General features: G+C 59.3%; 10 protein-coding genes. 1 reads left to right on the top strand and 9 read right to left on the bottom strand.

Annotated elements, in window-relative coordinates; translation table 11 throughout:
• Positions 1–227: 227 nt before the first annotated feature.
• Positions 228–2414 (top strand): OsmC domain/YcaO domain-containing protein, encoded by a 2187-nt coding sequence (locus AA098_RS16795; protein ID WP_003256021.1) that lies wholly within the window; start codon positions 228–230, stop codon positions 2412–2414.
• A gap of 175 nt (positions 2415–2589) precedes the next feature.
• On the opposite strand, the gene AA098_RS16790 is transcribed toward AA098_RS16795, so the two are convergent.
• The 9 genes from AA098_RS16790 to tssK all read right to left on the bottom strand — a co-directional run bounded on the left by AA098_RS16790 (position 2590) and on the right by tssK (position 13524).
• Positions 2590–3504, bottom strand: a complete 915-nt coding sequence (locus AA098_RS16790) for a DUF6708 domain-containing protein (RefSeq protein ID WP_064614794.1) — start codon at positions 3502–3504, stop codon at positions 2590–2592.
• A gap of 2 nt (positions 3505–3506) precedes the next feature.
• Positions 3507–3638, bottom strand: coding sequence for a hypothetical protein (locus tag AA098_RS29850; protein ID WP_256238740.1), 132 nt, complete (start codon positions 3636–3638; stop codon positions 3507–3509).
• Positions 3635–4525 carry a DUF6708 domain-containing protein gene (locus AA098_RS16785; RefSeq protein WP_064614793.1) on the bottom strand — a complete coding sequence of 297 codons (891 nt, stop codon included), beginning with the start codon at positions 4523–4525 and terminating at the stop codon, positions 3635–3637. Before AA098_RS16785 ends, AA098_RS29850 begins: the two co-directional genes overlap by 4 nt.
• Positions 4526–4527: 2 nt before the next feature.
• Entirely contained in the window at positions 4528–7518 is a 2991-nt protein-coding gene (locus tag AA098_RS16780) for a T6SS effector BTH_I2691 family protein (RefSeq protein WP_064614792.1), read from the bottom strand.
• Entirely contained in the window at positions 7511–8434 is a 924-nt protein-coding gene (locus AA098_RS16775; RefSeq protein WP_054889727.1) for a DUF4123 domain-containing protein, read from the bottom strand. The genes AA098_RS16780 and AA098_RS16775 overlap by 8 nt, the downstream gene beginning before the upstream one ends.
• On the bottom strand, positions 8431–10599 hold the full coding sequence (locus tag AA098_RS16770) for a type VI secretion system Vgr family protein (RefSeq protein ID WP_060546558.1): 2169 nt from the start codon (positions 10597–10599) through the stop codon (positions 8431–8433). The genes AA098_RS16775 and AA098_RS16770 overlap by 4 nt, the downstream gene beginning before the upstream one ends.
• A gap of 74 nt (positions 10600–10673) precedes the next feature.
• Complete coding sequence (locus AA098_RS16765; protein WP_003251355.1) at positions 10674–11189, bottom strand: Hcp family type VI secretion system effector; 516 nt, start codon at positions 11187–11189, stop codon at positions 10674–10676.
• Positions 11190–11321: 132 nt separating this feature from the next.
• Positions 11322–12185 carry a type IVB secretion system protein IcmH/DotU gene (gene icmH / locus AA098_RS16760; protein ID WP_060538226.1) on the bottom strand — a complete coding sequence of 288 codons (864 nt, stop codon included), beginning with the start codon at positions 12183–12185 and terminating at the stop codon, positions 11322–11324.
• A 1-nt stretch (position 12186) separates the two neighbouring features.
• Complete coding sequence (gene tssK, locus AA098_RS16755) at positions 12187–13524, bottom strand: type VI secretion system baseplate subunit TssK (RefSeq protein ID WP_064614791.1); 1338 nt, start codon at positions 13522–13524, stop codon at positions 12187–12189.
• Positions 13525–13565: the final 41 nt, after the last annotated feature.

The following is a 13565-nucleotide window of genomic DNA, read 5'->3' as shown; positions in this document are numbered from 1 at the left end:
TGCATGGGGAATACGTTGTCCCCCGGTGCAGAAACGCTAGCACAGCAGGATGACCGCTGGTCTGGTGGCGGGGTGGCTTCAGAGGATCAGGCAAGTAATCCGGCGGAATACGCAAGCCAGCTTCGAAAAATCAAGCCTGCAGTCGGCGTTGAACAGGACTTGCGCAACGAAAACCCGGATAATGCCGGCCAATTTCGTTTTGCACGCTTAAATCACGGTAATCCCGCATGGAAATCAAGGTCAATTTTCTCGACAATCTCCGTCTCGAAGCCAAATTCGATGACTTCACGGTGATCGCCGACCAACCTATCCGCTACAAAGGCGATGGTTCGGCCCCCGGCCCGTTCGACTATTTCCTGGCGTCTTCGGCCTTGTGCGCGGCTTACTTCGTCAAGCTGTACTGCCAGACCCGCGATATCCCCACCGAAAACATCCGCCTGTCGCAGAACAACATCGTCGACCCGGAAAACCGCTACAACCAGATCTTCAAGATCCAGGTCGAACTGCCCGAAGACATCTCCGACAAGGACCGTCAAGGCATCCTGCGCTCCATCGACCGCTGCACGGTAAAAAAGGTGGTGCAGACCGGCCCTGAGTTCGTGATCGAAGTGGTCGACAACCTCGATGCCGATGCCCAGGGGTTGCTGATGCCGGTGTCGGACACCAGCACCTATATCCCCGGCAAGGACCTGCCGCTGGAGCAGACCATTGCCAACATGTCGGGCATCCTCGCCGGGTTGGGGATGAAGATCGAGATCGCCTCGTGGCGCAACATTGTGCCCAACGTCTGGTCGCTGCACGTACGCGATGCGCAGTCACCCATGTGCTTTACCAACGGTAAAGGCGCCACCAAGGAGGCTGCGCTGGCCTCGGCGCTGGGCGAGTTCATCGAGCGCCTCAACTGCAACTTCTTCTACAACGACCAGTTCTGGGGCGAAGACCTGGCCAACGCCCCGTTCGTGCACTACCCGAACGAGCAGTGGTTCAAGCCGGGCCCGCGCGACGCGTTGCCGGCCGAGATCCTCGATGAGCACTGCCTGGCGATCTACAACCCTGACGGGGAGCTGCGTGGTTCGCACCTGTATGACACCAACTCGGGTAACACGGCGCGGGGCATCTGTTCGCTGCCGTTCGTGCGCCAGTCCGACCAGCAGGTGGTGTACTTCCCGTCCAACCTGATCGAAAACCTGTTCCTCAGCAATGGCATGAGCGCGGGCAACACCTTGGCCGAGGCGCAGGTGCAGTGCCTGTCGGAAATCTTCGAGCGCGCGGTGAAGCGCGAAATCCTCGAGGGCGAGTTGTGCCTGCCGGACGTGCCGCAAGAGGTGCTGGCCAAATACCCGGCGATCCTCGCTGGCATCCAGGGCCTGGAAGAGCAAGGCTTCCCGGTGCTGGTCAAGGATGCGTCGCTGGGGGGCGAGTTCCCGGTCATGTGCGTGACCTTGATGAACCCGCGCACGGGTGGCGTGTTTGCCTCGTTCGGTGCCCACCCGAGCCTGGAAGTGGCGCTGGAGCGCAGCCTCACCGAACTGCTGCAGGGCCGCAGCTTCGAAGGCCTGAACGACCTGCCGCAACCCACCTTCGAAAGCCATGCGCTGACCGAGCCGAACAACTTCGTCGAGCATTTCATCGACTCCAGCGGCGTGGTGTCGTGGCGCTTCTTCAGCGCCAAGGCCGACTTCGAATTCGTCGAGTGGGACTTCTCCGGGCACGGCGAGGACTCCAACCAGCAGGAGGCCGCGACCCTGTTCGGCATCCTCGAAGACCTGGGCAAGGAAGTGTACATGGCGGTGTACGACAACCTTGGCGCCACCGCGTGCCGCATACTGGTGCCGGGCTATTCGGAAATCTACCCGGTCGAGGACCTGATCTGGGACAACACCAACCGCGCCTTGTCGTTCCGTGCAGACATCCTCAACCTGCACAGCCTCGACAGCCGCTCGCTCAAGCTGCTGCTCAAGCGCCTGGACAATTGCGATGTGGATGACTACACCACCATCACCACGCTGATCGGCGTGGAGTTCGATGAAAACACAGTGTGGGGCCAACTGACCATTCTGGAGCTGAAGCTGCTGATTTGCCTGGCGGTACAGCGTTTTGAGGACGCCAAGGAACTGGTTGAGGCATTCTTGCAGTTCAACGACAACACCGTAGACCGCGGCCTGTTCTACCAGGCGCTGAACGTGGTGCTGGAAGTGCAGTTGGATGACGAACTGGAGATGGATGACTACGAAGCCAACTTCCGCCGTATGTTCGGCAATGCGCGCATGGACGCGGTATTGGGTTCGGTGGACGGCAGTGTGCGCTTCCATGGCCTGACCCCGACCAGCATGAAGCTCGAAGGCCTTGATCGCCACCTGCGCCTGATCGACAGCTACAAGAAACTGCACGCGGCCCGGGCCAAGTTCGCCTGACAGGCGCTGCGCCCAATCATCGCCGGCAAGCCAACGCCACAGGTATTGCACCGCTCTTGAGATTTGTGCCGAACCTGTGGACGCTGGGTTGCCTGCGATAAGTCAGGCGCCGTCCTACGGCCCTTTGATCTGGGCGCCATCCCCATTCTGTCTTGCCGCGTTGCTATCCAGGCGCTTAGCGTTCTCTTCCTATCCACTTCAGGTGGTGACTATTCGGGCTTAGCAGCCCCCCCCCTTCGAAAGCATCCGCCGGTGGTGGCGCTGCACGGACATTGAAAAGCTTGCAGACACAGTACCAACAGAGGGCGACGGTCAGGTTGTAGGGAAACAGCACGGCCCAGAACGGCAATTGCCAGTTCTTTTTGCCCTGCATTTCACCGGGCTCGCCGGTTCGCCAGGGGGCATAGTGGCGCCAGGCTTCTGCCGGGGTCAGGCAGATGGCGTGGAGTGGCTTGTGCCACCAGTTGGGTTCACCGGGCGGGGGGAGTTTGTCCGGGCCGTGATCCATGAAGTGGCGCAGGTATTCCCACACTTCGGCGACATGTTTGACGCCGGGTTCGGTGGGTTCGTTGCTGTCGACCCAGAGGCAGTCTTTTTGATGCAGGCTGCCGTCTTCGCGGCGGGGGGCGAAGGCGAGGGCATAGCTGGTGCTGAAGGATGAACCGCCGTATTCGGTGCGTTTGAAGATGCCACCTCCGGTGTTACTCCATTCAAACACAAATACCTTGCTCAAACGTTGGTAGTAGATTTTTTGGGTTGATCGATTGAAGCAGAAAATTGATAAGCGTTTTATGAAATATATTCGATAGGCTAAGAATGGGAGGAAGATTAAAGGTGCAATTAGTGTAAGGAGGATAAAGGTATAACTAAAGGTGTATGGGTTCCAGGCTTCACTGGTTAGTAAGTAAGGGTAGGTGAAGATGACGAGCGCAATGGTCATTGCACAGTACAGCTTTCCCATAAAAACTGAGTCTGTTACCCAGGGGTTTCTCAGGCATAAGGTGGTTTTTGACAAGCTTGATAGTTGCCCGCCAATAGCGGGCTTATGCCCTGAACTTGAGCTTGAGTTGAATATCCAGATGGTTGCCATGATCAGCGCTCCAGACGAAAAATTGACAGGGTCTCATTGTCTTCGTCCAGGCCTTGATTGGCGTTGTAGGGATGGATACGCGTTAGCTGCAGGCAGGGTCCGGAGGTAGCGCTGCTGACAGAGGTGTCGCTCATGTGCGTTTCCTTTGGGTTGAATGCGCTGGGGCCTCCTCAAATGCTTCGGGAGGCGGTGGCGCTGCTCGGACGTTGAACAGGCGGCAGATGCCATACCAGCAGAGGGCGACGGAGAGGTTGTAGGGAAACAGCACGGCCCAGAACGGCAATTGCCAGTTCTTTTTGCCCTGCATTTCACCGGGCTCGCCGGTTCGCCAGGGGGCATAGTGGCGCCAGGCTTCTGCCGGGGTCAGGCAGATGGCGTGGAGTGGCTTGTGCCACCAGTTGGGTTCACCGGGCGGGGGGAGTTTGTCCGGGCCGTGGTCCATGAAGTGGCGCAGGTATTCCCACACTTCGGCGACATGTTTGACGCCGGGTTCGGTGGGTTCGTTGCTGTCGACCCAGAGGCAGTCTTTTTGATGCAGGCTGCCGTCTTCGCGGCGGGGGGCGAAGGCGAGGGCATAGCTGGTGCTGAAGGATGAACCGCCGTATTCGGTGCGTTTGAAGATGCCACCTCCGGTGTTACTCCATTCAAACACAAATACCTTGCTCAAACGTTGGTAGTAGATTTTTTGGGTTGATCGGTTGAGGCAAATGGTTGATAGGCCCTTTATAAAGAGAATTCGATAAGCTAGGAAGGGAGTGAGCACGAAGGGGGTTATTAGAAATAAAAACATCAATAAAATGTCTTCGTTGTAGAGTCTCGAGATGCTGGGGTATAGATAAGGGTAAGTGCTTATCAGTAGTGTGATCGTCATTGCGCAGTACAGTTTTCCCATAAGCACGGAATCTGTTACCCATGGGTTTCTCAGGCACAAGGTATTCTCGGATAGTTTTGCTAATTGTCCTCCAATTGCAGGTGCGTGCCCGGAGTATGACGTTGAATTGAATATCCAGATGGTTGCCATAATTAGTGATCCAGACGGAAAAGTGACAGCGTCTCAGTGTCTTCGTCCAACCCTTGATTGGCGCGGTAAGTTAGATGCAGTGAGACAGGATTTTGGTTGGCGAGCGTGTTCTCGAAATGCAGAACCAGGCCAGCACCTACGATGTGGCCGGTCGGGGCAATTGGGAATACGTTTATTCCTTTGTCGTCCCGGAGGGTGCTCAAGCTTCCTGACCATTCGCTTACCCCAAGCACAAAGCCAGGCAGCAGTACTGTGAACTCAGCGGTTGGTTGGGATGTGATTACTTTGTTATGTGTGATCGCTGTCCAATCTGGCGGCGACCAGTGGTTATTCTGATGCCATCGGGTGTCGACGTTAGTTATGCCGAGTGATAAGGCCTGCTCGGCGGATAGTAGCTTGGGTCCATAATGTTCATTGTGCCAAGCCTTAATTTCTGTTTGCAGTGAGGTGAAAGCAGGCAGTTTTTTGTCAAAGTCCAAGTTGATGTCGGCGTGCGACTCTCCATCATTGATGCGATTGCCGAATGTGCTACGTGCTGCCCACAGTTCTATTGGGCTGTGAAGGCGTTCATGTGCCTTGGCGTGTAGGTAGAGGCCTCCTGCTATGATGGCTACGCCTACGAGGACAAGGGCAGCGGCGGCCCATCCGGCAAAGGGTACCAGCGTTGTAGCGCCCGCAATGGCAAGTCCTGCTTCAAGAGTGACAGCAGAGCCAATGGCCATGGTTAATCCACCAGCAATTGTGTATCTGCCAGCCGTAGAGTTACCGTTATCGAATTGGCGCAATCCCTTTGACCAATCTGAGCTCAGAGCAAATGCTATTGCCGGGTATCCGGCTAATCGGGCAAACAGATTGCTACCCAAGAATTTGATGATCCCATTGCCAAATGCCATGCCTGGCGCAGTTGAGCTTAATCTCAGCATGACGGCCTTTTGCGTTGCCCGTACGCTGACCAACGTCGCCGCCGCTGCACCAATCACCCCGAAAACAGATGAAGCGAACCCCATGGTGTATTCCGGTGCGTCGCTCTTTTGCAGGCTGTTGTAAGCCGTCTTGAGCGATAAGATGTTGAACCACAGCATCCCCGCGTTTAAACCACCCCCACCGCCGGAAGTGAGCAACCCAAGGAAGTTGGGTTTCACCCGCGCAGTGGTGGTCAGCTCGATAGACACCGTGCGGCTACCCGAAATGCGCAACGCTTTCATCTCTTCAACCTGCGCCATGCCGCTCTTCAAATACCGCTGCACCTCCTGGCTAAAGGGATTTTCCGTAACGGCCTGCTCGGTGATGCGATAGCGCGCCGCCAACAACCCCAGCGCTTTCTCGGCATTGGCCTCGCGCGCTGCCAGCAACACTTGCCGCCGCAGGCCATGGCTGGCATCCCAACGGGTTTGGCCACGCAGGCGCTTGAGCACCACGGCATTGACCGACTGGGCGGTGAGGTCGGTGATGTCCGCCATGGCCGGGAAGCGACCAGCCAGCCCTTCGATCACGTTGTCGCTGGCGCCGAACAAAGAGCCGATCGAATCGGCTTTGTCCTTGAACGGGTTGAACGGCGCCAAGGCGGTGTAAAGCGGGCTGTCGTGCTGGTCCAGCCATTGCTCCAGGCGTTTGAAGCGTCGGTCATGATCTTCGGTGCCGGGTGTCGGCTGGCCCATCGGGTGAATCAGCAAGGCCAGTGAGATTTCCAGACCGCGGGCGGAGGTGCGTTCGTCGCGGTCGTAACAGGCCAGTGCCGCAGCCAGGCTGTAGGGGTTATCAATGTGTTGGGGTTCGGCCGTCGCCAGCCAGGCGTCATGATCGTTGCTGGCTTGCAAGGCCAGGTTGCGCAGGGCGGCAATCCGTCGTTCCAGTGCGTCGCGTTCGGCGAGGAAGCGCCGGTATTTGTCGACATCGAGGCGCTGTGCCAGGCGCGCGCCATTGGGGGAGTAATCTTCATGGGTGAGGGCCTGGAAATGGGACTCGGCCGGCGACAGGGCAGGCCCCCGGCGTGACGTGCCCAGCCTGAACGCGGCCAGTTCCGGTGAAGGTGCATCCGCCGGGTACAGGCTTTCCAGCGTCTTGTTCAGCAGCATGGCGACCAGGTTGCGATGGTGAAAGTCGCGGCTCTGCGGGCTGAGCTGTTCGGCATCCAGCCGGTAGCATGCCGGCACGCGCTCCTGCTCGGGAGGTTGGGCGGGTTTTGTGTGCTCCAGTTGCTCGGCCGGCATCAGGTCACGCAGTTGATGCTGGTAGGCCGAGACCGACAGGCTCAGGTCCAGGGCCATGCCTTCGGCGTCGGCGAGCGCCACCACCACTGGCACTTTCGGCTGGGTCCAGGGGTAGTGGCGGGCGATGGCATTGAGGTTGCCGATGGGCAAGGTTTCGGTGACCGGGTCGCTGCTCCAGGTCAGCGGCATGCGCCGCTCGGTTGGCTTGAAGTCTTCGACCCAGGTTTGCAGGGCACTGACCGGCAACACATGGGGCTGGGTGGACGGCGCCGGGTTGCCGCTGACCAGCTCGGCCATGTCCAGCTGGCGCATGTGCCGTTTGCGCAGGGCTGCCGAACCGGTGATACGGGCGGTGATGGCGTTGGTCCACAGGTGCGGGCTGTAGCCGATCCACACTTCCTTGGCCGTGTCCTGGCAGGTGTCGGCCCACACCCAGCCCGTGCTCTGGCCGGACAGGTAGCGCTCACGGCGGTGGTAGTCCTCCAGCCCTTGGTAGCGCATCTCCTTGTAGAGGCCCGCGCCGACGTGCTCATGAATGACCAGCTTTTCGCCCAGAGGGCCTTTCATGAACACGTAGACATAGCCTGGGCGCACAGCGCGGAGGGTGTAGGCCGAGTGCTGCAGCGGGGCGAAGCCTTGTTCCAGGTTGAAGCCTGCATCGGCATAGCGGCAGGCGGGGGCGTCGCCGGTGCGGGGTACGATGGCGTAGCGCACTGGCAGGATGGGCACGCGTGCGCTGCAGGCAGGGCCGGAGGTGGCGCTGCTGACGGAGGCGTTAGTCATGGGCAGGCGCCTTGCTTTCGACCAGTGCCTGGAGCTCGCGAAGGCGGGCCTGGGGCGACTCTTCGAGGTTGGTGTAGATTTTTCCCGCCTTGTCATTGCTCATCAGCCACATGTGCCCGGCTATCAGCCGAATGAATTGGCCCGCAACTTCCTCGCTCCGGAAATTGAGGGCTGTCAGTTGCGGCAGGAGTGTTTCTATCCATAGGCGTATGTCCGCCAAGGTATGGTTGGCATGGGGCGGCATGGCCAAGACCTCATGCGCCAATGAGAGGACAAAGTGCTCGTGCATGCCTGCTTGCAGCCGATCAAGTTCAAGCGGGTGGAGGGTCAAAGGCAGCTCTGATCTTGAGCGAGCAGCAATCGGCTTGTTTTCGTGTGTTTTCCACTCATGAGCCGGCCCCCAGTTGACTCGCCATGCCAACCGAGACACCGGGCCAAGCCAGGCCTTGCGATGGTCGTCGTCCAGCGCATTCAGCCAGGCTGCAAGATGGTCCGGTGTGACATGGTGAGTGGCAACGCTCTGATCAGGGAGCACGACCTGCACCAGGCTGGTGAAGTGGTCTGCCAGCGCTGCCAGGCCAACCTCGGCATCCAGCGCGATGGCTCCACCGATAGGCATCCAGGTCGTGATTGCATGGGCAAGCAGCTCGTGAGCGTCTGCAACGTCCACCAGCAAAGGCCCAAACTCATGACGGTCATCCAGGGCGCTGTTCTTCCATAACCATGCCTTTTGAGTATTCCGGCTGACAGCGTTGATAAGCTCGAGTACCGATGGGGCATAAGCAGGAACCAGTTCACCTTCCTGCGGGATGGGCCGATAGGCCCAGTACTCGATTGCCCTGGTCATGAGCAGCAGAAAGCGGCAGTTGTGAGCAAAGTCTTCGCTGCGCGGAGCAGGTGATGGCGTTGTAGTCATTGGCCTGGCCCTCGGATACAGCGGCAATCGGGCAGGGGGCAGGTACCATCAGGGCGGCGCCCACACAAGCGCTCCAGAGGCTTGCCGGTGTTCGGTGCACTGCTGATGGAAAAGGGGCTTGTCGTCCCATTTGCCGACTTGAGCATCTGGCCGGTGATGCGAATCGTCGGGCTGTCCAGGGTGATGCCCGTTTCGTCGATTCGAATGGAGCCACCAGGGCCTTGGATGACCACGGCTTCAGAGGCTCGAAGTTCATAACGGCGAGTACGTCTGCGGATATCCCCACGGGCTTCCAGCTCGGCATGCCCTTCGACCCGTTGTTCGAAGTTGCCACCGATAAGGGTGTGGTGATTGGCGGCGATCTGGTCGTGACGGTGATTGCCGATGTTTTCGACACGGTCCTTGGCGATCCTGATCGTGTGGTTTCTGCCGATGTCGAGCGCGGCGTCCTGCCCGATGGTGATGTGCTCGTCATTGCCAACCGTTTCCGTACGGTCGTGGCCGATCAGGATCGATTCGTCGTGATCGACCTGCTCTTTGCGGTCATTGCCGACCTGCGTAGTCTCATCGTGCTTGACCACATTGTTCTGGTCCCTCTGGGCATGAATGAACACTTCCTCCTGGCCCAGTTCGTCCTCGAAGCGCAGCTCGTTGAAGCCATCGCCCTTGTGGGTCTGGCTCTTGATGGTCATGCGGGTCTTGTGACGGGGAAGGTCGTACGGTGGCAGCTGGTTACCGCAGTAAGTACGGCCGGTGATCATCGGCTGGTCGGGGTCGCCGTTGACGTAGTGGATGATCACGTCCTGGCCAATCCGTGGGATGGCCATCGAGCCCCAGCTGCCGCCGGCCCAGCCTTGGGAGACGCGTACCCAGCAGGAACTGAACGCGTTGTCCTGGCTTTCTCTGTCCCAGGGGAAGCTGACCTTGACCCGGCCCCATTCGTCGCAGTAGATCTCTTCACCGGGCGGCCCCACCACGGTGGCCATGTGCGGGCCGTCAACGCGTGGTTTGGGCAACGGGGCTGGGCGCCACTCGGTTCTGCCTGGCACCAGTACCGCCTTTTGCTCGTAACGTGTGCCCTGGTCGGCCCCGGCAGCTTCTTCCTGCAGGCTGGTGAACTGGCTGCCTTCGTGGCGAACCGTGCTGACCCGCCAATGCACATTCAGGTCTTCGCGCGGGTGGCCTGTCAGGGTGAAGCTCAGGCCTGGTTGCAAGCGCACATCGTCGCCTTGCACTTGGGCAATACGCACGTCATGGCGCAAGCCGGTGATGCGGTTTTCGGTGAACGGCTTGCCAACGGCATCGCGTTTGTAACGGCCGGGGTAGTCGAAGCACTCATAGTCCGTGGACTGGTGCTCAAGATACGGGCCCGAGGCCCTGTGTTCCTGACGATAGGCCGGGTGGGTGAAGGTGTAGTCGCGTTGAACCTGCCGTGCAGTACGCACCTGTTCGCTGTAGCGCAAGCGCCGTAGGCACGGTTGAGGCTGGTCGCCGCCGTGGCTGGAATGGTACAGCACGGTGGCTGTGGCTGACGGTTCACGCTCACGGTAGAAGCCTTCGGCGTCGTCCTCGTGTTTGATGACACCGTGACTTATCAGACCGAGTGACTGCAGTCTGTCGGTGATGATCAGCTTATGGCGTTTTTCATTGTGCTCGAAGCGGTAGACAAAGCCTTCTTCGGCCGCCAGGCGGGCGATGAAGTCGAGGTCGGTTTCGCCGGCCTGAACGCAGAATTCGCGCACCTGGTGGTCCAGGCTGGCGCGTAGTGCGTACTGGTCGATGCCCTGGCGCTTGAGCATCAGTTCAAGAATTTGCGGCACGGTCTTCTGCTGGAAGATGCGCCAGTTCGAACGCAGGCTGGCACGGGCCAGCTGTGGCTCGATCAGCGCGTCATAGTAGGTGCGGTAGAAGCCACTTTCCGCTTGGCTGAAACGACTGACCAGACCGTGCACGTAGCGTACTGGGCGTCCGCCTTCCCAGATGGTGAAGAGCACCGGTTTGTCGAGCAGGTGGCCGAAGTCGATATCGTTCTCGAAGCTGATCAATTTCAGCTCCAGTTCGAAGGGTGTGCTGATCCCTTCTCGTAGTTCGAACGACACCACTTCGAACTCAGCGTTGCCAACGAGTGCCTCAAAGCTGTAGCGCAAATCAGATTGGCTAGGCATAAAAGATCCTTGTCCGCCGTCTGAATCAACACAAAGCCCGGGCGGGCATGGCCTGCCCGGGGCATTTGCACAGGTCAGGCGGCGGGTGCGCGCCAGTCGTCAGAGCCTTCGGTATTGGCTACATCGTGAGCCCACGTGATCTTTCGATACGCCAGCGATACTTCAACCAGCTGGGTGTAGTTTTCATTGTCTTTGTCGAGTGCGTGGGGAAGCACGGTATTGATGCTGACGATGGTGGCGTCTTCGAGCGTGGTGGTGAAAAAATGCTCTTGTTTGCCTTCCGACGAGGTGCGATACCAGCTGACCTCGACCGTTGGCAGCATTTCGCCGGTGGCAAGTGCCTGATACATCAGGGGGGTAGCTTTGTTCAGTGAACTGGTGAATATGAAAGGCTTATGCACGCGCTGGCCACTCGGTTGACCGCTCTGGGGGTCAGTGGGCGTAGTCACCTCATGCTTGATTTCCTGAACCAGAATCTGATCTTCATGGCCTTGTTGGAACACGTTGCCGACGGAGTCAGCGGTGAAGGCGCCCGCGGTGATGTTGCCTTGGGTCTGGCCTATGATCTTGATGTAAGCGGGTGTTGGCATGGCAGTTACTCCTGCGTCCATGTGGGTAAAGCACGCGCACCACGGTGGCGTGGCCATCGGAAACGATGGGCTTGTCAGCGAGGCGAAAGCCTCGCGTATTCGTTGCATTCAGTGGTGCTGTGTCACGGTTGGCTATTGCTGCAAAATGCCGTTGAGCGACTCCAGTACCTCGGTTGTGATCAGGTGCAGGCGATAGCTATAGATGCTGTAAGCCACCGCCATGGCGATGGCGGAAATCACCAAGGGGCTCCACCAGGGCCATTGCCGGCTCATGCGGAAGTTGCGTGGGGCCACATTGGTGTAGGGGTCGCAGACTTCTTCGGGGGTGGGGCCGCGCAGTTCGCGGATGATCCCGTGCAGTTGGTGAATCAGTGCGTTGAGTGTTTCTTCGCCTTTCGGCGCGAGCGCGTACTTGCCCTTCAGCCCAAGGCACAGGGCGTAGTACATGAACTCCAGTACGTCCTGGTAACGCTTGGGCTCCTGCATCAGGCGGGTAATCACCGTGAAGATTTTTTCTCCACCCCAGGTCTCGTCGTGGAAGATGCTGAGCAGCGGCTCCTGGCTCCAGCAGCTGCTCTTGCCCCAGGGGCGCTCCATAACGGCCTCGTCTATGAACAGGCACAGACCGTAGGAGTACGCCAGCAACTGAGCCGGCTCGTAACCGTGCTGGCGCATTTCTTCCTGGATGTTGTCGATCTGGCCGCGCACTTGCTGGTGCACGTCCTGGATGTTTGGCAGCTCGTCCAGCGTACGCAGGCGTATAACCAAGCCGAACAACGGCGATGCGGCATCCAGCATCAGGTTGGCGAAGCCGCCCCGCAGCTGAAATTCCGGGTCAGCGGGGTAGCCTTCGGAAAAGGGCTCAGGTTTGTCCGTGGATACTTGCGCATTGGTTGCCGCAGCCCGGGGGGCGGGTACTGGCTTTTCAAGGGTTGAATCAAGCGCGTTGACTGCAGCGTTGTTTTCATCGGTGGGCGTATTGTTGTCTTTTCCCATGTCACTCACTCCTGATCGCCCAGAACTGCAGTTCAAGCCCTGGGAAGTCGCCCGCAATGTGGATGCCGAAGCCATTCGCCTTGCTCATGCACGCCCAGGCCGGGTCACGTCGGTCCAGCTCGAAGTAGCTGAAGCCCGCATGGAAGGGCAGGTCGCGGGGCGCCACGGGTAATGGCAACAAAGGGATGCCCGGCAATTGCAGCGGCACCAGGTCATTCAGTGACTCAAGCGAGGTGATCTTGGCTTTCTGGATGAACATCTGGCGCAACGCCTGTGGTGGCATGCTGGCGCGCACGGCGAGGATGAAGTCGGCTTCGTCGATCAGCCGGCGGTCTTCCAGCGTGGTCGTCATCACGCCGAATTGTTCGCTCTCCAGCGGTAGTGAAACAGCGCGTGGCCGCAAGACGGTGCTCAGAGACCGACGCAAGGTGTCTTCCAGTGGTTTGAAAGAGGTGCGCAGCGCGGTGTGGTGATAGGCGGGGTACTCCTGCGGCAGCCTGTTCTGGTCGGTGAAGGTGACGAATTCGCTGCAGGCCTGGCTCATGCACAGGTACAGCTGCTCGGGGTGCGTTTGCGCTTGCCTGGCCAGATGCTGGAAGCATGGCCACCAACGGTTCATGGCCTGCAGCAGGTTGAAGTCGCGAATGTCGGCGATCCCGGACTGGCCCGAGGCACCAATCCGCGTGGCGAGGCCGCGCGCCCGCTCGCGCAAGGTATGGGTGATTTCTTCAAGAAACCGCTGCAGCGCTGGCACCGCCCGCACCGAAACGCTGGTGGGGTAGAACGCTTCGTCCAGTTGCAGGCTGCCGTCGGGGCGCCGTTCCAGAATACGTGCCAGGGCCAGGCGGGTGTAGGCGCTGCTGTCTTCGGTCTTGCGTTTGAGCTGCAGGTTGGGCACCGCAAGGTCTACCTGCACCAGGTCACCGTCAGCGGTGTGGGTATCCTTGATTTCCTGTGCCTGGGCGGTATAGCGGAAATTGGCTGCATTGTCGGGCCAGCTCACTTCGCGGCCGCCATCGGTACGCAGCGGCAGGCACAGATACACCTCACTGTCTTTGCACGCATCGTCGCCGATTTCCAGCGGCGGCGGTGGCGGCAGGTCGGCGGGAATGTCGAACACCGTGCCGTCCGGCATCACACCTCGCGCCCGGGTGATGGCGACTTTGCCCAGGCTCAGGTATTCGTCGCTCAACTGAAGTTCGCTGAAGCCGTAGAAGGCTGCGTTGAGGCTGGCGAGGCGCTGGTGCAGGGCTGCTTCGCTGGCCCTGGTCGCCTGCTGGAAATGCTGTGGTTTGACGAACAGGCCTTCGGGCCAGAGAACGGGATTGCGTGAACTCATGGGCGCTCCGTGTCAGCGTGAGTAAGCAGGAAGGGCAAAGG

This window comes from Pseudomonas sp. JY-Q, from assembly GCF_001655295.1.
Classification (GTDB): domain Bacteria; phylum Pseudomonadota; class Gammaproteobacteria; order Pseudomonadales; family Pseudomonadaceae; genus Aquipseudomonas; species Aquipseudomonas alloputida.
Note: the sequence above shows the minus strand (reverse complement) of the source record. Positions and strands in the feature narration are given on the sequence as shown.